We start from the raw sequence: 21,274 nt of genomic DNA on the forward strand, positions 1-21,274 counted from the left end.
CGTAAGCGCCAGCCAATTTTCCTTATCCTGGGGACTCGGCGCAACCGGGTTCTCGAAGAAGGCCCGCAATTCGAATCTCATCCCTCAAGAGCCCGCCTATTGATGCGGCCCTTGGGGTGTGACCAGTCTAAAAAGGAGATCATTATGTCAGCCAAAGAAGTTAAATTCGGAGTCGACGCTCGCGATCGCATGCTGCGCGGCGTCGACATTCTCCACAACGCGGTGAAGGTCACGCTCGGCCCGAAGGGCCGCAATGTCGTGCTCGATAAGTCGTTCGGCGCGCCCCGCATCACCAAAGACGGCGTCACCGTCGCCAAGGAGATCGAGCTCGAGGACAAGTTCGAGAACATGGGTGCGCAGATGGTGCGCGAAGTCGCCTCCAAGTCCGCTGACGCGGCCGGCGACGGCACCACGACCGCGACTGTTCTGGCGGCCGCGATCGTTCGTGAAGGCGCCAAATCGGTTGCCGCCGGCATGAACCCGATGGACCTCAAGCGCGGCATCGACCTCGCGGTCGAAGCTGTGGTTGCGGACCTTCAGAAGAATTCCAAGAAGGTTACCTCGAACGACGAGATCGCCCAGGTCGGCACTATCTCCGCGAATGGCGACGCCGAAATCGGCAAGTTCATCGCCGACGCCATGAAGAAGGTCGGCAACGAAGGTGTCATCACGGCGGAGGAAGCCAAGTCGCTCGAGACCGAACTCGAAGTCGTCGAGGGCATGCAGTTCGACCGCGGCTACATCTCACCCTACTTCGTCACCAACGCCGACAAGATGCGCGTTGAAATGGAAGATGCCTACGTCCTGATCAACGAGAAGAAGCTATCTCAGTTGAATGAATTGCTTCCCTTGCTCGAAGCCGTGGTGCAGAGCGGCAAGCCCCTCGTCATTATCGCCGAAGACGTCGAAGGCGAGGCCTTGGCAACGCTGGTGGTGAATCGCCTGCGCGGTGGTCTGAAGGTCGCGGCCGTCAAGGCGCCGGGCTTCGGTGATCGCCGCAAGGCCATGCTGCAGGACATCGCCGTGCTGACCGGCGGTCAGGCGATCTCGGAAGATCTCGGCATCAAGCTCGAGAACGTCACGCTCAACATGCTCGGTCGCGCCAAGAAGGTGATGATCGACAAGGAAAACACCACGATCGTCAGCGGTGCCGGCAAGAAGGCCGACATCGAGGCGCGCGTATCGCAGATCAAGGCGCAGATTGACGAGACCACTTCGGACTACGACCGTGAGAAGCTCCAGGAGCGTCTCGCCAAGCTCGCAGGGGGCGTCGCGGTGATCCGCGTCGGCGGCGCGACCGAGGTCGAGGTGAAGGAGCGCAAGGACCGCGTCGATGACGCGATGCATGCGACCCGCGCGGCGGTCGAAGAAGGCATTGTGCCAGGCGGCGGCGTCGCGCTGCTGCGTGCCGCCGAGCACCTCAAGGGGCTGCGCACCAAGAACGACGACCAGAAGACCGGCGTTGAGATCGTGCGCAAGGCGTTGTCCTACCCGGCCCGCCAGATCGCGATCAACGCCGGTGAAGACGGTTCCGTCATCGTCGGCAAGATCCTGGAAAAGGACCAGTACTCCTATGGTTTCGACTCGCAGACCGGCGAGTACGGCAACCTGATCTCCAAGGGCATCATCGATCCGACCAAGGTGGTTCGTGTGGCGATCCAGAACGCGGCGTCCGTCGCGGCGCTCCTGATCACCACCGAAGCCATGGTGGCTGAAGTGCCGAAGAAGAACGCCGGTACCGGCGGCATGCCTCCGGGTGGCGGCGGCATGGGTGGTATGGACTTCTAAGTCCAACCATTCAGAGCACAACAATAAGGAAGGCCCGGCAGCGATGCCCGGCCTTTCTGCATTAGCTACACGTCCATCTCGACGACGATAGCTGCATAGAGGTGACCGCTCTCGAGGGATCGAGCGGCGACGTGCAGCACTTCGCCGATTTTCAGGAATGGCGTGACAATCCGGACTGGACCATGAAGAAGCATGCTGCGTGGGATCGCGGCGAGCGAGCTGCGACCCCTTGGCGACGCGATAGTCAGGCTCGCCTAGCTCAACAAAGTACGGACCTTATTGGCGGCGCCGTAGATTTGGATGTGGAGCATCGGATAAGCCGACTTCAGCTCCCGACCCGATGTTTCAGCAGCCTCGACAGTGTCGAACTCTGACTTACGCTAGGTGCCCAATAGCGCCGGTGTGACGGAGCAGGGAACGGCTCTTGTCGCGACGTTCTTGTTAAATCTTTATAGATGGGCAAGCAGTCACAATATTGCACTGACATCGCTCAAGCGGTTAATTTGCTCCATTAGCTATATATATTTAAGCTGGCGTTTCTCTATGGTTTGAAGCCCTGACGTCCGAATCGACGAGGACGTTTTCTTATACGTAACCCTGGCCAGCCGATCCCTTTTCGGAAAGGATTTCGGCTAATCGGATGTGGCATGGTTTCAACAGATCAGTTCCGGCAAGAGATTAAGTCCCGGGCTCGAATTGGCGGGCGCACAAGGTCGGCAAGACCTAACCATCGAGTGTGGAGAGCTCTACAGGTCCGTCAGTATGCTCCCCGTTTTTGATCCATGGATGATCTTCTGCTGCAACGCGATGCGCGCCGAAATGGCAAAGACGGATCGTCTGGTTTTCGATGACAGCAAGGCAAGCTTGCTGACGCTCCACTATGCATTGCCACGAAATCAAAGTTCGGCGCCAATATCAAATTAAGCCGTGTTGGGAGCAACTCGATGCATCTGCACGAGGGGCGCACGAGCCTAGTTGAGTCAGACTTGGCGCCGAAGATATCCGATCGGCCCGGCCGACGGTTTTGATGACCAGTCTATCGTTGGTGCTGCTCCAGAACGGGTTGCCCGATCTTCCAGTGGTGCTCATCGAGCCTCATCGAAGTCGCGGCGGGATTTGGCGCATCAAGTTCTGCTATGACGCTGACCAGCCGCTCTCGATGAGCGCCGAGCAGGCGCCGTCATTGGCGACTGATCTATACCATGAATCGAACGACTAAGGCACAAGGGTTCTGCACTCCAATTCCGTCGCGACCAGCGTACCCATCGAGACAAAAGAGGCAGCGGATCCACTTGCCGGCGTGGACGTGCCCGTGTGGTTCCCAATGAAAAAGCGCGCGAGGCGTTAGCGATTGAGTGTCAGGGTCGTGGCCATGGTTGCGGAGTTGTCGTTTTGAAAGTCATTGAGCAGCACATAACCGCCGAATAGGATGACGGCCAACAAGCCATATACAAGGTAGGAAGGCCGTCCGGACCTGTGACCTATCTTGGCGAACTAACCGCTCAGCTCTTTGCGGCCGTCTTTGAGAGTTCAGCTTCTACGCCGACTGCGCACGCCCTGGCGAATGAATAGTCCATACTCGTGGAGGCAACGGTCTTTACGAATTCGCCGATGACGTTGTCCTTTGAATATGAGCTCGCCGCCTTGAACTTGGCGACGGCGCCGTCAGCCGCCGTGAACTGTGCGACGCACATCGGGACCAGAACAGACATCCGACCGCTGCTTTCTGCCATTGCGCTCATAGTTCTGGCAGTGCCTTCGGTGACCCAGCCGCCCCAGATAAATCCGATCGCCATCGCTGCAACAGCGCCGAAAGCGATACCTTGGAGGAAGCGGGTCCGGGCCTCACCCTGCAAAATTGCGGGTATTCTCATGATGATCTCCTTTATTGCGCACACAAGCGCGTTCGCAGCCGCAGACGCCGCTTGCGTCCGCGCTTGGAAAAGCATTTAGCCTAAGAGATTGCGCCTTCCGATGGCACTCTAGCTGCCGCTACGACGACGAGCAGCGACGTCGGACGTCGCCGCTTCATGAAAACAGCTTCAAGGTGAGCAACGGCCACCCGTAGCTGAACGGTAGACTGTTGTCCTGATGCTGTACAGCACGTTCTTGGTCTCCAGTCAGAAGGTCGCAGCGCCATCGTCTCTGGAGAGCGGTCTCAGGCCGCGATTGCAGCTATCAGCGGCTTGGTCCCGACGAAGCACATGACCGCGTCGGACTATCGGCCAGGACAGAGAGCTATCTCGGCGGTCCGCCCCTTAAGTTGGGAAAGAAATGCCAAAAAATCGCTGCGCGCCGCGCGTATACGGAGTCATGGTCGGCATTTGCGGACGGATTAAGCGGCAAGTTCATCACAGGTCTGGGCAAGAGGTTCCGGTGGTTGCCCGACGCGTGAAACCCATCGTCTTCACAGGCTTGCGGTGCAAAGCTCAGAGTATTCGTTCCGGAGATCAATATTCAAAACGTCCGCATGGTTTGCAATGAGTCAGGCCATTGCTGGCGCGAACGTGGTGAACGTCGCGTCATCATTCGTGAGCACCATGATGGTCAGGCCCAGCCCAAAACAAACTACGATTCTCCTCGCTATTCGGCAGATAGTCACTATATTTAACATATCACCGCGCGCCCCGGGCTGTTATCGGTGACTGAGAGCGTTGCGCTCCCGCCTCCACCAAAAGGGCGGTCACATGTCTGATGCCCTCAAATTCGATCTTCGTGATTGGCTGGTGCCTCCGGTGCTGTTGCCGATCTTTTTTGCGCTGCTGATCGCTGCTGCCGTGATTGTTCAGTGGTAGTCCGCCTCAAGTGACATGCCGGCAACTGGAATCCGAGTGCTTAACAGAAAGCAGGAGTCGGAATGGCAAATACGGCGATCATCAGAGACGCATACGGCGTTCCAGCAATGTTCGTTGATTCGAAAACCGGCAAGGATGATGCCGCCTTTGTCTTTATCAGGGTCGGCGATGAGGAACGCCGGATGCGGTGGGCCGAATGGGATGCGCTTCTCGCCTGGACGGGCGTTCGTCCGTCCTGGGCGACCAAACGCTAATGGACCCAGCAAGGTTGCTATCTGACGCCGGAGTACCCATGTGATCAGTTAGCCCTGCGGGATCGCGACAAACGCGAACATCCCGTCGCGACGCCTTAGCCACGCCAAATCACATAAACGGTATCGACCAAATCGACCAACGGCATATCGCTGCGATATGCGCGTTTCGGGTCAGGACAATCTATGGCAATCGAGCATGCCGCCGTGCAGTTTGCGCGCAAACCGTGGGGAGTAGGCGATCTCCATCCATGGAGCAGCATCGACGTTGCCGGTGACCCGGTTGGAGAGTTGTGGTTCCAGCGCACGCATAAGCATGGACCCATCCCGGCCCTGCTGCTCAAATTGCTGTTCACTAGCGAGCCCCTGTCGATTCAGGTTCATCCGGACGATGAATTTGCCCGGTCAATAGGCTTGCCGAACGGCAAGACTGAAGCCTGGTACATTCTCGCAGCAGCCCCCGGCGCGCGGGTTGCGCTGGGACTGAAGCGGCGACTCACGCCACAGGCATTGCGCGCAGCAATCAGGGACGGCTCGATTGCCGATCTCACGCAATGGCGTCCCGTCGCGAAAGGCGACATCATCTACGTCCCCGCCGGCACGATTCACGCCATTGGCGCCGGTATCGTGCTCGCCGAGATTCAGCAGCGCAACGATACGACATTCCGCCTGTTTGACTATGGCAGGCAGCGCGAACTGCATGAAGAAAGCGCCGTCGCTGTTTCCGACGTCGGGCCGGTTCAGATCCAATCCGGTCCACGACGCCTCACCACGGCTCGAACAGCCCTGATCAGAAGCCAGCATTTCGTCATTGAGCGGATCGACCTGCCGGCGAATTCGAACTGGGCACTCAATGCCGATCGGGAAACCTGGATCCTTGCGATCGAAGGCCGGGCGCGGATCGGATTGACGAGCATATCGGTCGGTGACGCCGTCTTCATCGAGGGCGATCGAACCGGCATCGAAGTCGGCGCGGGCGGCATGAGCGGCCTGATGGCTTATCCGGGACCTGATCCCGTTGCCGCCCTGCTGGAGGACGCCGGAGAACCGACCAAATCTGCCGGCATGTCCGCCGGCGATTCGCCGAAATCAAGCGAGACTGTCGAGGTACAAGCATGACGCCGCTCCGCCGCATCGCCGTTGTCGGCAATTCGCTGCCCCGCCGTTGCGGGATCGCAACCTTTACGACCGACCTGCAGCAGGCGATCTCCACATCACGCCCGAATCTCGAGACCTGCATCGTGGCGATGACCGATCATGGTCAAACCTATGATTATCCCAAGGCGGTCGCTTTTCAGATCCAGGATGACAAGATCGAAGAATACATCCGTGCAGCAGACTTCCTGAATGCCGGCCGGTTCGAGACCGTGTGCCTGCAGCACGAATTCGGAATTTTCGGTGGCGAAGCCGGCGGCCACGTCCTCGAACTGTTGTCGCGTCTCACCATGCCCGTCGTGACGACGTTCCACACCGTGCTGGCCAATCCGACCGCCGCGCAACGCGCGGTCATGGAGCGCATCGTCGATGCCTCGTCGAAGGTCGTTGTGATGGCCAACAAGGGCCGCGAACTGCTGCGCAGCGTCTATCAGGTGCCGGACGACAAGATCGAGGTCATAGCCCACGGCATTCCCGACGTCGCGCTTGTCGCGCCCGACGCGGCGAAGGCAAGGCTCGGATTTGACGGAAAGTCGATCATTCTGACATTCGGCCTGCTGTCCCCCAACAAGGGTATCGAAGTCATGATCGACGCCATGCCGTCGATTCTGAAGCGTCGCGCCGATGCGTTGTATGTCGTCCTTGGCGCAACGCATCCGAATCTAGTTCGAGACCAGGGCGAGGCGTATCGCAACAGACTGATGAGGCGGGTCCGCGAACTTGGCGTCGAGGACCACGTTGTGTTCCTCGACCGCTTCGTCGATCTGCCCACGCTGCTCGAATTCATCTCGATGTGCGACGTCTATGTCACGCCCTATCTCAACGAGGCGCAGATGACGTCGGGAACGTTGGCCTACAGCTTTGGACTGGGGAAGCCCGTCGTTTCGACGCCTTATTGGCATGCTCGCGAACTGTTGGCCAATGGACGCGGCGTCCTGGTGCCGTTCGGTGATGCGACGGCGATCGGCAGCAAGATCGCGGAATTGCTCACCGATGACGGTCGCCGGCAGGCGATGTGCCGGCGTGCCTATGCGGTCAGCAGAACCATGACGTGGGAACGCACCGCCGAGCACTACATGTCGGTTTTCGAGAGCGCGTCTCAGGGTCACTGGCTCAAGGTCATTGCTCCCTCCAACACGGGCGTTCCGGAGCCACGCGGCCCTGCGGCGCCGGACATGCAAATCGGCTATTTCCTGTCGATGTGCGACGATACCGGCCTGTTCCAGCACGCCGTGCATTCGGTGCCCGATCGCTCGCACGGCTATTGCGTTGATGACAACGCCCGCGCGATGCTTTTGGCCTGCGCCCTCAATAGTCCAGGCGAACAGCCCCTGTCGGAAGTCTTGACGGCTCGCTTCGCCGCTTTCGTGCAGCATGCATGGAATCCTGACACCGGGCGGTTTCGCAACTTCATGGGCTTCAATCGAACCTGGCTCGAAGCCAGCGGGTCCGAAGACAGTCACGCCCGGACGCTTTGGGCGCTCGGCGAAACCGCGCGCAGCGACGCAACTCCGTCGCGGCGCCAGTGGGCGGCTGCCTTGTTCGCCGAGGCTCTGTCGACTGTAGAGACCTTTCGCTCTCCGCGGGCGTGGGCGTTCACCCTGCTGGGTTTGGGCGCTTATTGCGCCGTGGCTCCCGATGATCTCCACGCCCAGGAGATCCGGCAGTCTCTTGCCGACAAGTTGATGTCCTGTCTGGCGTCGGTCGAAACGCCGGACTGGGTGTGGTTCGAGGAAGGGTTGGCTTACGACAACGCCCGCCTGCCGCAGGCGCTGATGATGACAGGCGCGGCGACGCAAACGCCTGAATACGTGCAGGCCGGATTGAGGTCTCTGCGCTGGCTGATGACGCGACAAACGACGCCGGCAGGGCATTTCCGGCCGGTCGGCACCGCCGGCTTCGGCGAATTGCGGCAACTTCCCCGCGCATTTGATCAGCAGCCCGTGGAAGCGACGGCGACGATCGCTGCCTGCCTTACGGCATGGCGGGCGGATGGCGATGCCGAATGGAAAGCGCTTGCGACCCGCGCCTTCACCTGGTTTCTCGGCAGCAACGACCTGTCGGTGGCGCTGGTCGATCCGCACACTGGCAGTTGCCGCGATGGACTCCACCCCGATCGTGCCAATGAAAATCGCGGCGGCGAGTCGGTGGTGTGCTATCTGCTTGGGCTTGCGGAGATTCGCCAGCTTGCGCGCGTCAATGCCGGCCTGACCAAACCCGCGGCACTGCGCGCCATGGGCGCCTGAATCTTGCCTCCTGCTCAAGCGATCGAGGACACCGTGTCACAGGGCATCTTCCTGAACCGACAGGCGCTTTATTTGCGTCCCGATCCCGCGCGGGTGATCGTGCGCCCGTTCAAGCCGGCGACTGAACCCCGCGATCTCAACCCGACCGACAAGACGCGTGCAAATCATATCGTCGACCGGGTTCTTGCCCTCGACACCGAAGCCGTTGCCTCCCAGCTCGCGGACGTCCTTGAAAATTTCCTCGGTCGGCATCGAAACCTGCTGGAGAAGTTCGAGGCCCGCGCAGACGAAATGGAGGAGGCTTTCGCGGCGCACGGAAGCTTTTCAAAAATCCAGCGCCAGTTGATCGGGGCCTATTTTCTCAATGAGTATTCGTTCGAAGCCTCTGCCTTGTTCAACCCTAGCACCGTGCCGCACCCCGACCAATCGGACGCGCCGAAGGGCGGCCTGCGCTTCATTCTCAGCCTCCGTGCGATCGGCGAAGGGCACGTGTCGTCACTGACGTTTCGGGGCGGCACATTCGCAGCCGACGGCAGCCTGACCGTTGATCCGACAGCGCGGCTTGCCTCGAGTCCCCGGATTTGCAGTCGCGTATCCGGACCGGACGGCGATCATGTTGAACTGACCTTCAAGCCCGAGGAAGAGCTCAGTGAACGTGTCATCTTTCCGGTTACCGAATCCCAATCGAACGGCATCGAGGACGCCCGCTTTGTCGAGTTCAGGGATGGCGGCCGGAAAACCTACTACGCCACCTATACCGCCTATAGCGGGCGGGCGATCCGTTCCGAACTGATCGAGACCCGCGATTTCATGTCGTTCCGGTTGGCGCCCTTGAGGGGTCCTGCGGCACGCAACAAGGGCATGGCGCTGTTCCCGCGCAAGATCGGGGGCAAATACGCTATGATCGCGCGACAGGACAATGAGAACCTGTACCTGATCTATTCAGACGACCTGTACACTTGGGGCGACGGCCAGGCCATTCTGAAGCCGGAATTTCCCTGGGAGTTCGTTCAGATCGGCAATTGCGGATCGCCTATCGAGCTCGATGAAGGGTGGCTGCTGCTGACGCATGGCGTCGGCCCGGTACGCAAATACTCGATCGGGGCGGCGTTGCTCGACAAGAACGATCCCTCGAAGGTGCTGGCCCGGTCCCGCGAGCCGTTGCTGCGGCCCGAGCCGTCGGAGCGCGAGGGATACGTCCCCAACGTCGTCTATACCTGCGGGGCAATGCGGCACAACGACCACATCATTCTGCCATACGCGGTGTCGGATACTTTCTCCAATTTCGCGACCATCAAGATTTCAGCGCTGATGCAGGCGATGAAAAGTTGACCGCCCCCGCCCGGCGCCACCCGTCCGTTGAAAGGTCAGGCGTAATGAGTGGGCGGCTTGAAACGCTGAGAAAGCCCGTGAGCGTATGATCGAGGACAGGGACGCGCATGCGAAGGTGCTGGCCGCTCCTTTTGACCGGGATAAGGCCGAGCGGGCGCGCAACAAGTTCATCGAGATCCAGATGCTGGTCGACGCGCTGGATCGCGCCATCAGTGGAGAGGAAGTCATTTCGCCGAGAGGCTGAACCGCGGCGGCAGGGGAGGCGCAGCATCAATTAATGCATGGCTATTCGGGGACAAAGGGTGCACAGTTGCACAATGCGAGCCTTCAGGTTGCGCCGACCAAATTTCCTGGTTCACGCCCCGGATCCCACGGCAGGAGATGAATGCAGGCTTGGCGCCATGTCCTTTCGGGCGTCGGGCAAGCTTGGAGGGGCGAGGTGATGCCTACGCTATCGAAACTCCTGCTTGAGAATGGGTTGCCCGATCTTCCGGTGTTGCTGATTGAGCCGCATCGCAACCACAGGGGAATCTGGCGCATTAAATTCAGCTATGAAACGGGCGAGCCGTTCTCCATGGCTGCGACCCAGGCATCGATCATGGTTTCCCGTCTGCATGAGATCGGGGAAGTCGAACTGGCCGACGAGATCGACGGCGCGATGAGAATTGCGACGCGCTACGCGACAATGTGAGATTCGCCGTGCAATGACGGCGTCATCATCAACCTAAAGGAGATCGAGATGGCCAAGGGCGAGCAAAAAGGTAACCGTGAAGCCAGGAAGCCCAAGAAAGAGAAGATCAAGACAATAGCTGCGGCGCCAAGCCAAAAGGCCACGGGATGGCAACCGGGTTTCGCGTCCGGCAAGAAGAAATAGCAACGCAAGCTTCGACATAAAGCGATGCGCTGGACTGACGGTTCGAGCGAGCGCGCAAAAGCGCGTTCCCGCAGGGCAGCACGTTCGGGCGACGCTGATTGGCCATTGCTTCGTGGGCGCGGCCTGTTCTAATGGCGATACCACCCGCAAAGGAAATCGGATGAAAATTATGCTCGCCGTATTGACGCTCTGCGCCTGCGCGCAAGGCGCTCTCGCCGCTGGGCCGGAATGCCGCGCGATCGAAAGCACGAGCGGGCGACTTGCCTGCTACGATGCGGCGACTCCTCCGAGAATAGCAAAGCCGGCAGCCATCGAAAGCGACGCGTCGCGGCCGCCCTACGAAGATCCCTTCATCGCGGAAGACGCCCGAACCACCGCCAAGCTAAATGGTATCTGCCGCGGCTGTTGAAGATTGATGCTTTCCAGCCATGGCGTTGCAGCAAGCCCGCTATAAAGGGACTAAACGGGTAGCGGCGCTTCTTGGTGCCCTTGCCGGAACGAGCCCGGTAGCTCTTGCAGAACCCGAGTTGGAGTCGCGCGCATCTACCGATCCGCCACTGGCAGCGATGTATGGTCCGGCCGTGCGCTGCAAAGCGTGTTGAAATCGAAATGAAGATCGTGAGGTACCGCCAGTCGGCAGACCGGACCGCGGACGAGGAGGTTCTAAGGCGCATCAGGAATCAGATCGCGGAACTTGAGCAGAAGCTCCGAGAGATCGACGAGTAATGCCGCCTCGATTTGGCCGTTGAACCTTATTGCGACTCCGCAGACATATTACTGCCGGGGGATTGCACTGTCCGGATTCAGCACAGCGCCATCAAGCATTATACGGCTTGGGGGCGCTGTTTGCATTGGTGACCTAGGCACCTATTTCGGCCAGCACCCGGTCGTCGGGTATTGACCCGAGGTTGTAGGCTACTGGCAGTGTGCTAATTCGTCTGGGACAAGGGTTCGGGAGTTAAAGTTTCTTAAGTTGGCAACTGAAAATAAAGGGAATCTAGTGGTTTCATCACCGCCCTGTCTTCGGCTTCCATCGGTGACTGAGGGTGTTGTGCTCCCGCCCGTTTTGTGAGAGCCACCATGCCCCGCATCCAACCCAAAGCGCCATTACAAGACCATCTAACGTTGCAGGTCATGCGCCTCAAGGACGAGGCGAACGAACTCGCGCCGGGTCCGTTGCGCGACGCCACGATCAGAAAAGCTCGCCAAGCTGTAACCGCTTCCCATGTGAATGAGTGGCTTTCGTCTCCCGGCCTGCAAGCGCCGCGGTAAGGTCGCCTCAGTTGGTGGCCTCTTTCGGAGCTCTCTGGTGGCAGACGGGTGTGATCTACCAGATCTATCCGCGCTCCTTTCAAGATACGAACGCCGACGGCATCGGCGATCTCAGGGGATCGAGCGGCGGCTGGACTATCTAGCTAGCCTTGGTGTCGACGCTATCTGGATCTCGCCCATCTACCCCTCGCCGCCGTGCCGACGCTCATAGCGTCCAGCAACGTGAAGTCGCCGATGGCCAACGCCGGATGTGCGCGCCTGGCGGCCAGCAATTGGCGATAAAGCGCCAGGATTGAATGAGGCTCCTGCGCCATCCGCGCCACGTTGCGAATAGGCCAGTCGGCATTGAGCGGCAGCCACGGCTTGGCGGTGGTGAAGCCGGCATTCTCGCTCCCGTCCCACGGCATCGGCGTGCGGACCGGATCGCGGCCCAAGGCGAGCCCGGGCTCGCGCAGCCCGCGCGGATCCTGAACCTGGGCAGACGGGATCGCGACATCGCTCAGTCCCAACTCGTCTACTAAGCCGTTTCTCGTACGGTCCACCTGCCTTGAACCTCTCTAACTCGCCGCCAAGCTGAACTTTTACGGCGTTCTCACCGCGGGAATGCGTTACCATCGCCGACCCCAATTGCCGCCCCACCTACCGCCCCATCCGCTGCCACCCCGAAGCAGCCGCACGATGAGCAGCAGCAGTATCGCTCCGATGGTGGCGTTGCCGCTCGCGCTGATCACTCCGGTACCGAGATTGATGCCCAGCTGAGGTAACAACCAGCTTCCGATAAAGGCGCCCAAAATCCCGACAATGAGGTCACCGATGATTCCAAAACCAGTCCCCTGGACGATTTGACCCGCCAACCAGCCCGCAACGAGACCGACAAACAGTATGACCAGCAGGCCTTCGCTCGACATATTCATTGTGACACCTCGGCATCCTGGTTTGAACGCAGTATCTCAAGCTGATCCGCCTGGTGTCTGTGCAACTTGATCAGTCTCTTGCAGTATCGCCTTTGGCCCCAAGTATGGCCTCGCGCCGTCAGCCTCGTGGCAATTGATTGAGTCCGCCTGTCAGGGTAGCGGGCGGCCCTTCACCCCTTTTGGTCGCAGGGTAGAGGTACGTGCGCGGTCGATTTGAAGTCACATTTCGAACCGCCTTTCTTATCCGTGATCGGCACTGACAAGGCTAGCCTCGAGTTTCGCGCCATTGCCGTGCGGGCACGAGCCGCTGAAGTTGGGCCCAGGTTGCATTTGCCCCCCTCTCAGACAATTGCCTCGCTGGCGTTAACACGCGTCAAACCGTGATGTGCGATTTGATCGCCGCTCGGGTCGCTATTTTCTATTGCCATTTTCTACTTATGAGAGTTATCTACAGCGCGTCAATCTATGGGGGTTCTCTAGAGCGCAGAGGAAATCGGCGTCTCGCATAACTGTGTGACGCGCCGCCGCCACGATCGGAAAACCGATGCTTAAGTTGCTGGCACGATGCGCGGTGATCTCTTTTGTGTTGACTTCGGCGTCCGCCGCCGAACCGGTCAAGCTCAAATTGGCATTCCCTAGCTCCGATCGCTCGACGAGTTATCTCGCCGCGGTCAAGCCATTCGTCGACGCGGTCAACACCGAGGCCAGAGGCCAGATCGAAATCGAAACCTATTTCAGCGGCGTGCTTGGCAAGGATCCGGCTGAGCAGCCCCAGCTCGTGCTCGATGGTAGGGCGGACATCGCCTACGTCGTGACGGGACTGACGCGCAACCGGTTCGCAGATAATGCAGTCATCGAGATGCCTGGTCTGTTTACGAGCATGCGGGAGTCCGTGGCTGTGTTCAACCGGCTCGTGGCCGCCAACGCATTGCAAGGATACGATGACTACACCGTGATCGGCGCCTACGTCACCGAACCGGAGACGATCCACAGCAAGATTCCGATCGCGTCGCTGAATGATTTGAAGGGCAAGAGAATTCGCGTCAACAATCCGGGCGAAGCCGCCGCGCTGGAAAAACTCGGAGTGCAGCCCGTGTTTCTGCAGGTCACCAAGATCTCCGAAGCCATCGGCAACGGCAGCATCGATGGTGCCCTCGTGCCACCATCTCCATTGGTTGATTATGGCATCAAACGCGTTGCGACTTATCATTACCTTCTTGGCATCAGCGGCGCGCCGCTGATGGTTTTAATGAACCAGAAAACATTCAACCGGCTACCGAAATCGGCGCAGGCGATCATCCTCAAATATAGTGGTGCATGGTCCGCCGGACGTTTCATGGATACCTACGAAGCTGTGGAAGGCAGCATTGTGGAGGAGCTAAAGTCCGATCCCAAGCGTCACGTGACCATACCCGCGCCGTCGGACCTGGATGCAGCAAATGCCGTGTTCGCGGCCATTGCCGATGATTGGGCTTCGAAAAGTGAGCACAATGCCGAGCTGCTGAAAACGGTCCGGGCCGAGCTCACAAAAATGCGATCGAGCCGGTAGCCACGGATGCCATCACTCGTCAGCATCTGGCCTCAGCGAAGCATCGTTACCATCGTCGCCGCGCTTGCCATTCTGTTGCTGGGCACCGGGATGACCCTGAAGATCACGACCGATCATCTTCTCCGTCAAGATGCGACGTCGACCGCTCGTAGCTGGGCGAGGTTCCTGGCGGCCAGTGTCGCCGATCTTGAGCAGATCGCCGGCGGCGAGCAGCCTTCCGCCGCGAGCATAGCGTTCTTCCTGTCGGCGCGAAATTCCGGCGAAGTGTTTCACTACGAGATATTCAACCGCAATGGTTATTCGCAGCTCATGTCGACCCGCGAAAAGATCGCGCTCGTCGACTTGTCCGAATACAGCCCCGATGCGGCGCGATCAGTCGCTGACGGTCAACCAATCGTCGACGTCAGGAAGGGCAATTCGGTCGACCGGCCGGCATTCTTCGCGCTCGCCTATGTTCCGGTCCAGGCCAACGGTCGCCAGATCGCGGTCGTTGCGGCCTACGTGGATGAAACGGAGCAACGCAGGAGTTTTCACAATACGTTCCTGACCGCGGCCGCATTCCTTTGCCTGCTGTCGGGCCTCGCCTTCTCCATTCCCGCAATTGCCTGGTATCGTGAAACAAAGGTGAAACAGGCGGACCGACGCATCCGCTTTCTCGCCCACCATGACGCGTTGACCGGGCTGACCAATCGTCCCCATCTGATCGAAAAACTGGAGAGAGCCCTCGCTCACCTGCCGATACGGGGCGGCAGCCTTGCCGTGCACTTCATTGACGTCGACCGTTTCAAGGAGGTCAACGACACGCTTGGTCATGACGGCGGTGACTTTCTGCTCAAGTCCATCGCCGAGTGTCTGCGCGCAGCGGTCCGGATCGACGACGTGGTGGCCCGGCTCGGCGGGGACGAGTTCGTCGTCGTGCAGAATGACATCGCAGGCAGGACTCAGGCCGAGACGTTTGCGCGCCATCTTGCCACCGCTGTAAATGCTATGGTGAAGTTTAAGCAGCACGAGATACGCACCACCGCTAGCATCGGCGTGGCGCTGGCGATGGATGAGGACACCACCCCGGAGCGGTTGCTCAAGAGTGCCGACCTCGCGCTCTACGCGGCCAAGGCAGCCGGCCGCAACTGTATCCGGTTTTTCGTGCCAGAGATGGATACTGAGCTACAAGCGCGCATCGAGCTCGAGAGAGCGATTCGCGAGGCGGTACTGAATGATCGCTTCGAGTTGCATTACCAGCCTCTCTTCGAAATATCTCAGCGCCGCCTTGTCGGCTTCGAAGCGCTGATCCGGATGCCCGCGGCGGACGGAACGCTCATTCCGCCATTGACCTTCATTCCGGTCGCCGAGGACTTGCGGCTTATCGACAAGATCGGGGCGTGGGTGTTGCGGGAGGCATGCCGCACCGCCGCGACGTGGCCGGCGCACCTGACCGTTGCAGTGAACCTGTCGCCCGCGCAGTTCGTGGCGGGCAGCATCAGCGACATCGTCGCCGCCGCACTTAAAGACGCGGGGCTCGCGGAGCACCGGCTTGAATTGGAGATCACCGAAAGCCTGCTGCTCGGCAACACCGAAACAATTATGGCGCAGCTCCTGAGGCTCAAGGCAATGGGCGTCGCAATCGTGATGGACGATTTCGGCGCTGGCTATTCGAGCCTCAGCTATCTGTGGCGCTTTCCGTTCGACAAGATCAAGATCGATCGAACCTTCATGCAGGGCCTCGACGGCTCCCATTGCCGGGTCGGGACGGTGGTGAAAGCGATCATCGCGCTCGGACGCGAGTTGAACATGCGCGTAACGGTCGAAGGCGTCGAAACCGCTCACCAGGCCGCTTTTCTCGACGCGGCCGATGGTGATCAGGTCCAGGGGTTCTTCTTCGGCCGGCCGGTCCCCGCCTCGGAGCTCAGCGCCAGCGTTCTCGCGGACTTTGAGAAAACAATGCCTACGCCCTCGGCCGCGACTGCACAAGCGGCCAAGCTGCGCCTTGTCAACTTATCGGCCGAACGGTTGCACGGACCCTGTGCCTGTATCGGCCAACGCGGCTCTTAGCGGTTCTCTATTGCAGACAATTCTCGTGTTTCAACTAACTGCTGCAACACCAGCATCGCATTTGGCTTCGGTGAGGCGCATCTCGCGCCGAGGTTGCGCGTTAACCGGTAGGTCTATCATGCAGAATCAAACGCGTTTCAATTCGACACCCGAAAGCGGCGGTCTAGAGTCCGCTGGGCCCATCCCTGGATCGATCGACGTGACATGCGTCGCGCACGGTCTGCAGGACGAGTTGGATGCGCGTCTCAGTCCTGGCAAAACCTACACCTCGGGAACTGACGGCGCTCCGGTCGCGGATGTGGCGCAATCCAAGTCGAGCCGGACGCTTCTCCGATTTGTGAAGGCCGCCGCGGGCATCGCCATCGTCGCGGTATTCGGCTGGCTGCCCCTGAAAGCGCTTTTCCAGACGTCAAGCGTCGAAGCCGTCGTCAACTCGAGGCTCGTGACGTTGAGGTCGCCGATCGACGGGAAGATTTCAACCGGGGCCAGTCTGCCAGGCGACTTAGGCGTCGTCGGCGAAGGCACTTTCATTCTTCGTGTTGTCAATCCGCGCGGCGACCGCGTGCGGCTCGATGATCTACGAAGTCAAATGTCTCGCCTGGAAAACGAAAGGCCAAGCCTCGTTTCGAAGATAGCTTCGGCCCGCGCGGCGCAGAAGGATCTGGCGCATCAGGCGGCGCTGTTCACGGTCGGGCGCATCCGTCAGCTCGAGGCGCGCATCGCGGAAATCCAGACCTCAATCGAAGCGGCCGCGGCGCGTCGCGAGGAGGCGACGGCCGCAGTGGAGAGAGCTTCGTCGCTTATCAAATCGGGCAGCGTTTCCTCTGTCGAGCTTGGGCGCTTGACGCGAGATCAAACCATAGCCCAGCAGACTGAGATCGGCGCGCGACGCCGCCTGGATGCGACCCAGGTTGAGCTCACCGCCGCGCGCGAAGGCACGTTTCTTGGCGACAGCTACAACGATCGTCCGAGTTCGGTGCAGCGTGAGGAGGAAATGCGGCAGCGGGCCGAAGGGCTGGCCACGGACGTAGAGCATGCTGATGCCGAAATCTCGTGGCTCACCGGCGAGATCGAGTCCGAGCGATTTCAATACATCAACCGCTCCGAGGCTGAGATCAAGTTCCCCGTCGCCGGCCGGATCTGGGAGGTCATGACCGCACCGGGAGAGGACGTGCGAGCCGGTCAACCACTTATTCGTCTGCTCGATTGTTCCGGTGCCGTGGTGACGGCCAATGTCACGGAGAGCGTCTATAACAGGCTGCAATTGGGATCGGTTGCGCATTTTCGGCCGAACGCCGGCGGGCCCGAGTTGGCCGGCACCGTTGTCAATCTTATGGGCTCCGCAGGGGCCGCAGCCAACCTCGCCATCAATCCCGATGCGCTGAGCAAGGAACCATATCGTGCCACGATTTCGGTCCCCGGCCTTAACGACGGCTCCAACGATTGTCCGGTCGGACGAACCGGACGCGTGATCTTCTCCACAGATAGTGCGAGAAAGCCATGATCCCCGCGCTGACACCGGGCCTTATTGCGCTCGGGTTCTGCCTTGCGATCCTGCCCTGGCTCCGGCTTGGGAACTCTGCGGCGCGTTCGCTGATGATCGCAATCGTATTGCTGCTCATGGCCCGCTATTTTGGATGGCGCATTACATCCACGGTCCCGCCCGTCGGTTGGACCGCCGATTTCGTCGTGGGAGCCTTGTTCCTCGTCGTCGAGGCTGCATCACTCGCGGCGAGTGCACTGTCGCTGCTGTTTCTAAGCCGCACGACCGATCGAACCCCGCAAGTCGAAGCCAACAGACGGTGGCTTGCCGGACAGGACTCTCCCCTGATCGACGTGTTTATTTGCACCTACAACGAGGAAGTTTCGATTCTTGAGCGCACGATCGTCGGCGCAACTGGAATGAACTATCCTAACTATCGAGTTTGGGTGCTGGACGACGGGCGGCGCCGCTGGCTCGAAAGGCTTGCAGGCGAGCTCGGCTGCCGCTATCTGGCACGGCCCGACAACAAGGACGCCAAGGCCGGCAACATCAACCACGCTCTTCGGCATGTGACAGGGCTCGCCGATCCCCCCGACTTCATTTCGATCCTCGACGCCGATTTCGTTCCCATGCCCACATTTCTCGCTCGCGCGATGTGCCTGTTCCGCGATCCTGGCGTAGGCGTGGTGCAAACGCCTCAGCATTTCATCAATGCGGATCCGATCCAAACCAACCTGGCTGCGAATAAGGTTTGGCCGGACGAGCAGCGCTTCTTCTTCGATGTTCTGATGCCCGCGAAGGACGCGTGGGGCGTGGCTTTCTGTTGCGGCACGTCGTCGGTCATCAGACACTCGTCACTTGTAAAAATTGGCGGCTTTCCGACCGATTCCGTGACGGAGGATTATCTACTGACGCTGCGGCTGAAGGAAATTGGCGCGCGCACGGTGTACCTGAACGAGCGTCTGACCTTGGGGTTGGCCCCCGAGGGACTCAAGGAGTACATCACTCAGCGCAGCCGATGGTGTCTTGGCTTCATGCAGATCGTTCGGGGGCGCAGCGGCCCCTTTTCCCGAAGATCGCGGCTGGATGTTGTCGACAGGCTGTCCCTCTTCGAAGCATTCATGAGTTGGACCTCGACCTATGTCGTCAAGGTATTCGGTCTTGTCGTTCCGAGCCTTTATCTTCTGTTCGGCATCAAAGCCGTTCAGGCGGATCTTTCCGTACTACTCGGATATTTCCTGCCGTTTTATATCTGGTATTCGCTCACCATGGCCTGGATTTCCCGTGGACGGTCAATGGCGGTGATGTCCGACGTCGCTCAATACATTGCTCTGCCGGCGGTTCTCAAAGCGGTCGCGACGGGACTGCTCAAGCCGCTGGGGCACAAATTCGAGGTCACCGCAAAGGGCGGGGATCGCGATCAGGGTTTCATCGAATGGCCGCTGCTCGGGGTCTACGGCTCCGCGTTGGCGATTACGCTCGCCGGAATTGTCTATGCCTTCGTGCTTCATGCGCAAGGTGACATTATCGCCTATGGCGGCCTGGCGCTGGCCTGGAGTTTATACAATGCGGTCATCCTGACGATCGTCTGCTTGGTGTCCATCGAGCAGCCGCGGCGGCGAAAGGCCGAGCGGTTCGAGCGAACTGAGCCGGTTCTTTTCAATATCGGTGGGCGGTCCGGCATCTACCGTTTGGCCGATATGTCGATCACGGGTGCCCGCTTCGTGAGCAACAATCCCCCACCTGTTGGCATTGCCGTTCATTGCACTCTTCGGGAGAGAACTGTCGCGGCTCTGGTCGTGCGGCGCACTCGGGATGGATTTGCGATCCGGTTCGATGAGACCCTCAACACGCGCGTTGATCTCATTCGAGCCTTCTATTCCGGTGACTACGTCACCGCATTCACCGGAATACGCGCCGTCCCCCTCGGCAAAGCAATCATGATGCGGATTTTCGGGTGACTACGTCTGCCGGCGATATGGTTGGCTCAAGGCTTGGCCTCGGCTCGGGCGGCTGTGCGGAGCGGGTTGGGCGGCATGGCTCTCCCACCATGATGTCACGCTGATTGGCGGCAAGAGCAAGCCCCAACGGAGAGCGTCGCGGCAGATCAGGGCCACTTGATAACCAAGCGCTCGCCGTTGAAACTGAGCAATATCGACCAGCGAATCGGTGTCTCTAAGTGTATGCATCCTGGGGGTAGGGCTGTTGGGAGGAAGGAATGATCGCCGAGGGAAAGCCGCCCACCTTTTGGCCCCAGAATCCGGACGACGACAGGAATGATTGGCGCCCTTCGCTCTCTCGAAAAAGAGAATATAGAGCTCAAAGAGCTGGTCGTGCGCCTTTCGGAGACCATCCTTCGATATGTCGAAGGGCGGCGCTGAGTTCGCGGAAAGAGGCGCTGAGCCAGATGTTCGTTGGAGCTGAGCAGGTCACGGCCGTTGCGAAGCCAGGCGTCGCACTCGGCTTCGTCGCCGCAATGCCCACATCGATGCTTTCAGCGCTTGATCGCTTCGGTTGCGCGCGTGCTATATCGGCGCCCGCAGCTCGCCCCGAAACCAAGCTAAAGTATTTGCGCATTTCATCGGGTCGACTGCCTCGTCGAGGAGCTGGTGGATGAGATCACAAGCGGGACATTCGAAGGTATGAATGCAAAAGCCGGCGGGACCGGGCGTAATGCGCGCCAGCATCATGCTCATCTGGCATTTGAGACACATCGGTCGCTGGATGGTCATGGAGCTAGCCTTGATCAGGGCGGGAGTCACCGGTGGATGCCACTGGGAGCGGTGATGCACCATCGTGAAACTATGAATGCTGCGGCCGCTGACCAATATTGATCACCTCCCGAACTAGCGTTGGTTATCGCAAACACGCGCTTTCGCGATTCGACTCATTTTTCGAATACGCAATCGTCAGATCGTTCCCATGGATGGGCGCTACTCCAAGTCAGGCAATGCAGGAATAAATCGGGGAAGTAGGGCGAGATGTAGCCGCGGTGTCAATGATGGCAACGAATGAAGCGCTCGAAGGCATTTTCAACGAGGGATTGAAGCTCAGGAGGGAGGTGCTCGGGGCCGAATAGTTGATAAATCGCTGGCTAATGCCAACGATTTCACCATGGCGTTCCAGCGGATTACGACGGAGTGGTGCTGGGGCTACGCCTGGGGCAGGTCCGGCCTCGATCGCCGGACGCGCAGCCTGTTGAATCTTGCAATGTTAACAGCCCTCAACCGCGCCGCGGAGATCAAGCTCCATGTCAGGGGGCGATCAATAACGGGGTGACGGTCGATGAGATCAAGGAGGCACTTCTCCATGCAACCGTCTACTGCGGAATCCCCGCAGATCGCGCTTCTGCCACGCGGTGTGCTCGTCGCGCCAGCCATCCTTTAGGCGACCGCGAGGCCGACAACCCGGCAGCATCCTTGCCGAGCAGCGCAGCCAGCGCCTCCGAGAAGTCGCCAGTCGAAATCCCCTTCAGGTAAAGGATCGGCAGCAGCGTCTCGATCGACTTAGACCGGCGCATGTAGGGCGGCAGGATCGACGGAGAGAACCGGATGCGGTCGGGATCG

15 protein-coding genes and 4 pseudogenes are annotated in these 21,274 nt (G+C 59.7%); 15 read left to right on the forward strand and 4 right to left on the reverse strand.

The window, feature by feature from the left end; genetic code table 11:
• Window positions 1–144: 144 nt before the first annotated feature.
• Window positions 145–1,788 (forward strand): chaperonin GroEL, encoded by a 1,644-nt coding sequence (groL, locus tag IVA82_RS19405; RefSeq protein ID WP_247391545.1) that lies wholly within the window; start codon window positions 145–147, stop codon window positions 1,786–1,788.
• Between the two features lie 77 nt (window positions 1,789–1,865).
• Window positions 1,866–2,162: pseudogene (locus IVA82_RS19410) on the forward strand (hypothetical protein); the annotation flags it as partial.
• Window positions 2,163–3,290: 1,128 nt separating this feature from the next.
• On the opposite strand, the gene IVA82_RS19415 reads toward IVA82_RS19410, so the two are convergent.
• Complete coding sequence (locus IVA82_RS19415; protein ID WP_247391551.1) at window positions 3,291–3,686, reverse strand: hypothetical protein; 396 nt, start codon at window positions 3,684–3,686, stop codon at window positions 3,291–3,293.
• A gap of 959 nt (window positions 3,687–4,645) precedes the next feature.
• Here IVA82_RS19415 and IVA82_RS19420 point away from each other — a divergent pair.
• The 8 genes and pseudogenes from IVA82_RS19420 to IVA82_RS19450 all read left to right on the forward strand — a co-directional run.
• A complete protein-coding gene (locus IVA82_RS19420; protein WP_247391553.1) occupies window positions 4,646–4,837 on the forward strand; it encodes a hypothetical protein in 192 nt (63 codons plus the stop codon).
• A 183-nt stretch (window positions 4,838–5,020) separates the two neighbouring features.
• Window positions 5,021–5,953 carry a class I mannose-6-phosphate isomerase gene (locus IVA82_RS19425; protein ID WP_247391555.1) on the forward strand — a complete coding sequence of 311 codons (933 nt, stop codon included), beginning with the start codon at window positions 5,021–5,023 and terminating at the stop codon, window positions 5,951–5,953.
• On the forward strand, window positions 5,950–8,235 hold the full coding sequence (locus IVA82_RS19430; protein WP_247391557.1) for a glycosyltransferase family 4 protein: 2,286 nt from the start codon (window positions 5,950–5,952) through the stop codon (window positions 8,233–8,235). The genes IVA82_RS19425 and IVA82_RS19430 overlap by 4 nt, the downstream gene beginning before the upstream one ends.
• A 33-nt stretch (window positions 8,236–8,268) precedes the next feature.
• Window positions 8,269–9,567 (forward strand): glycoside hydrolase family 130 protein, encoded by a 1,299-nt coding sequence (locus IVA82_RS19435; RefSeq protein WP_247391575.1) that lies wholly within the window; start codon window positions 8,269–8,271, stop codon window positions 9,565–9,567.
• 85 nt (window positions 9,568–9,652) lie between these two features.
• Window positions 9,653–9,811 (forward strand): hypothetical protein, encoded by a 159-nt coding sequence (locus IVA82_RS19440; protein WP_247391559.1) that lies wholly within the window; start codon window positions 9,653–9,655, stop codon window positions 9,809–9,811.
• 198 nt (window positions 9,812–10,009) lie between these two features.
• Window positions 10,010–10,258: a hypothetical protein gene (locus IVA82_RS19445; protein WP_247391561.1), complete on the forward strand. Its 249-nt coding sequence runs from the start codon at window positions 10,010–10,012 to the stop codon at window positions 10,256–10,258.
• 48 nt (window positions 10,259–10,306) lie between these two features.
• Window positions 10,307–10,441 (forward strand): hypothetical protein, encoded by a 135-nt coding sequence (locus IVA82_RS48555; RefSeq protein ID WP_256469674.1) that lies wholly within the window; start codon window positions 10,307–10,309, stop codon window positions 10,439–10,441.
• Between the two features lie 1,286 nt (window positions 10,442–11,727).
• Window positions 11,728–11,906: pseudogene (locus IVA82_RS19450) on the forward strand (alpha-amylase family glycosyl hydrolase); the annotation flags it as partial.
• Here the strand turns inward: IVA82_RS19450 and IVA82_RS19455 are convergent.
• On the reverse strand, window positions 11,875–12,255 hold the full coding sequence (locus tag IVA82_RS19455) for a hypothetical protein (RefSeq protein WP_247391563.1): 381 nt from the start codon (window positions 12,253–12,255) through the stop codon (window positions 11,875–11,877). The pseudogene IVA82_RS19450 and the gene IVA82_RS19455 sit on opposite strands and share 32 nt — an antisense overlap.
• A 66-nt stretch (window positions 12,256–12,321) precedes the next feature.
• Window positions 12,322–12,627, reverse strand: coding sequence for a GlsB/YeaQ/YmgE family stress response membrane protein (locus IVA82_RS19460; protein WP_247391565.1), 306 nt, complete (start codon window positions 12,625–12,627; stop codon window positions 12,322–12,324).
• Window positions 12,628–13,171: 544 nt separating this feature from the next.
• Here IVA82_RS19460 and dctP point away from each other — a divergent pair.
• The 5 genes and pseudogenes from dctP to IVA82_RS19485 all read left to right on the forward strand — a co-directional run.
• Window positions 13,172–14,176: a TRAP transporter substrate-binding protein DctP gene (gene dctP, locus IVA82_RS19465; protein WP_247391567.1), complete on the forward strand. Its 1,005-nt coding sequence runs from the start codon at window positions 13,172–13,174 to the stop codon at window positions 14,174–14,176.
• 90 nt (window positions 14,177–14,266) lie between these two features.
• Complete coding sequence (locus IVA82_RS19470; RefSeq protein ID WP_247391569.1) at window positions 14,267–16,225, forward strand: GGDEF and EAL domain-containing protein; 1,959 nt, start codon at window positions 14,267–14,269, stop codon at window positions 16,223–16,225.
• A 118-nt stretch (window positions 16,226–16,343) separates the two neighbouring features.
• Window positions 16,344–17,729 (forward strand): HlyD family secretion protein, encoded by a 1,386-nt coding sequence (locus IVA82_RS19475; RefSeq protein WP_247391571.1) that lies wholly within the window; start codon window positions 16,344–16,346, stop codon window positions 17,727–17,729.
• On the forward strand, window positions 17,726–19,669 hold the full coding sequence (locus tag IVA82_RS19480; RefSeq protein WP_247391573.1) for a glycosyltransferase: 1,944 nt from the start codon (window positions 17,726–17,728) through the stop codon (window positions 19,667–19,669). The genes IVA82_RS19475 and IVA82_RS19480 overlap by 4 nt, the downstream gene beginning before the upstream one ends.
• A 1,040-nt stretch (window positions 19,670–20,709) precedes the next feature.
• Window positions 20,710–21,046, forward strand: a pseudogene (locus tag IVA82_RS19485) (carboxymuconolactone decarboxylase family protein); the annotation flags it as partial.
• On the opposite strand, the pseudogene IVA82_RS19490 reads toward IVA82_RS19485, so the two are convergent.
• Window positions 21,045–21,274: pseudogene (locus tag IVA82_RS19490) on the reverse strand (transposase); the annotation flags it as partial. The pseudogenes IVA82_RS19485 and IVA82_RS19490 sit on opposite strands and share 2 nt — an antisense overlap.

Origin of the sequence: Bradyrhizobium sp. 142 (assembly GCF_023074015.1) — a bacterium.
Lineage (GTDB): Bacteria > Pseudomonadota > Alphaproteobacteria > Rhizobiales > Xanthobacteraceae > Bradyrhizobium.

Excerpts from the sequence above, each read along its gene's own strand:
- groL (WP_247391545.1), top strand. The coding sequence starts at position 145 with ATGTCAGCCAAAGAAGTTAAATTCGGAGTCGACGCTCGCGATCGCATG.
- IVA82_RS19420 (WP_247391553.1), top strand. The coding sequence starts at position 4,646 with ATGGCAAATACGGCGATCATCAGAGACGCATACGGCGTTCCAGCAATG.
- IVA82_RS19425 (WP_247391555.1), top strand. The coding sequence starts at position 5,021 with ATGGCAATCGAGCATGCCGCCGTGCAGTTTGCGCGCAAACCGTGGGGA.
- IVA82_RS19430 (WP_247391557.1), top strand. The coding sequence starts at position 5,950 with ATGACGCCGCTCCGCCGCATCGCCGTTGTCGGCAATTCGCTGCCCCGC.
- IVA82_RS19440 (WP_247391559.1), top strand. The coding sequence starts at position 9,653 with ATGATCGAGGACAGGGACGCGCATGCGAAGGTGCTGGCCGCTCCTTTT.
- IVA82_RS19445 (WP_247391561.1), top strand. The coding sequence starts at position 10,010 with ATGCCTACGCTATCGAAACTCCTGCTTGAGAATGGGTTGCCCGATCTT.
- IVA82_RS48555 (WP_256469674.1), top strand. The coding sequence starts at position 10,307 with ATGGCCAAGGGCGAGCAAAAAGGTAACCGTGAAGCCAGGAAGCCCAAG.
- IVA82_RS19460 (WP_247391565.1), bottom strand. The coding sequence starts at position 12,627 with ATGAATATGTCGAGCGAAGGCCTGCTGGTCATACTGTTTGTCGGTCTC.
- dctP (WP_247391567.1), top strand. The coding sequence starts at position 13,172 with ATGCTTAAGTTGCTGGCACGATGCGCGGTGATCTCTTTTGTGTTGACT.
- IVA82_RS19470 (WP_247391569.1), top strand. The coding sequence starts at position 14,267 with ATGACCCTGAAGATCACGACCGATCATCTTCTCCGTCAAGATGCGACG.
- IVA82_RS19475 (WP_247391571.1), top strand. The coding sequence starts at position 16,344 with ATGCAGAATCAAACGCGTTTCAATTCGACACCCGAAAGCGGCGGTCTA.
- IVA82_RS19480 (WP_247391573.1), top strand. The coding sequence starts at position 17,726 with ATGATCCCCGCGCTGACACCGGGCCTTATTGCGCTCGGGTTCTGCCTT.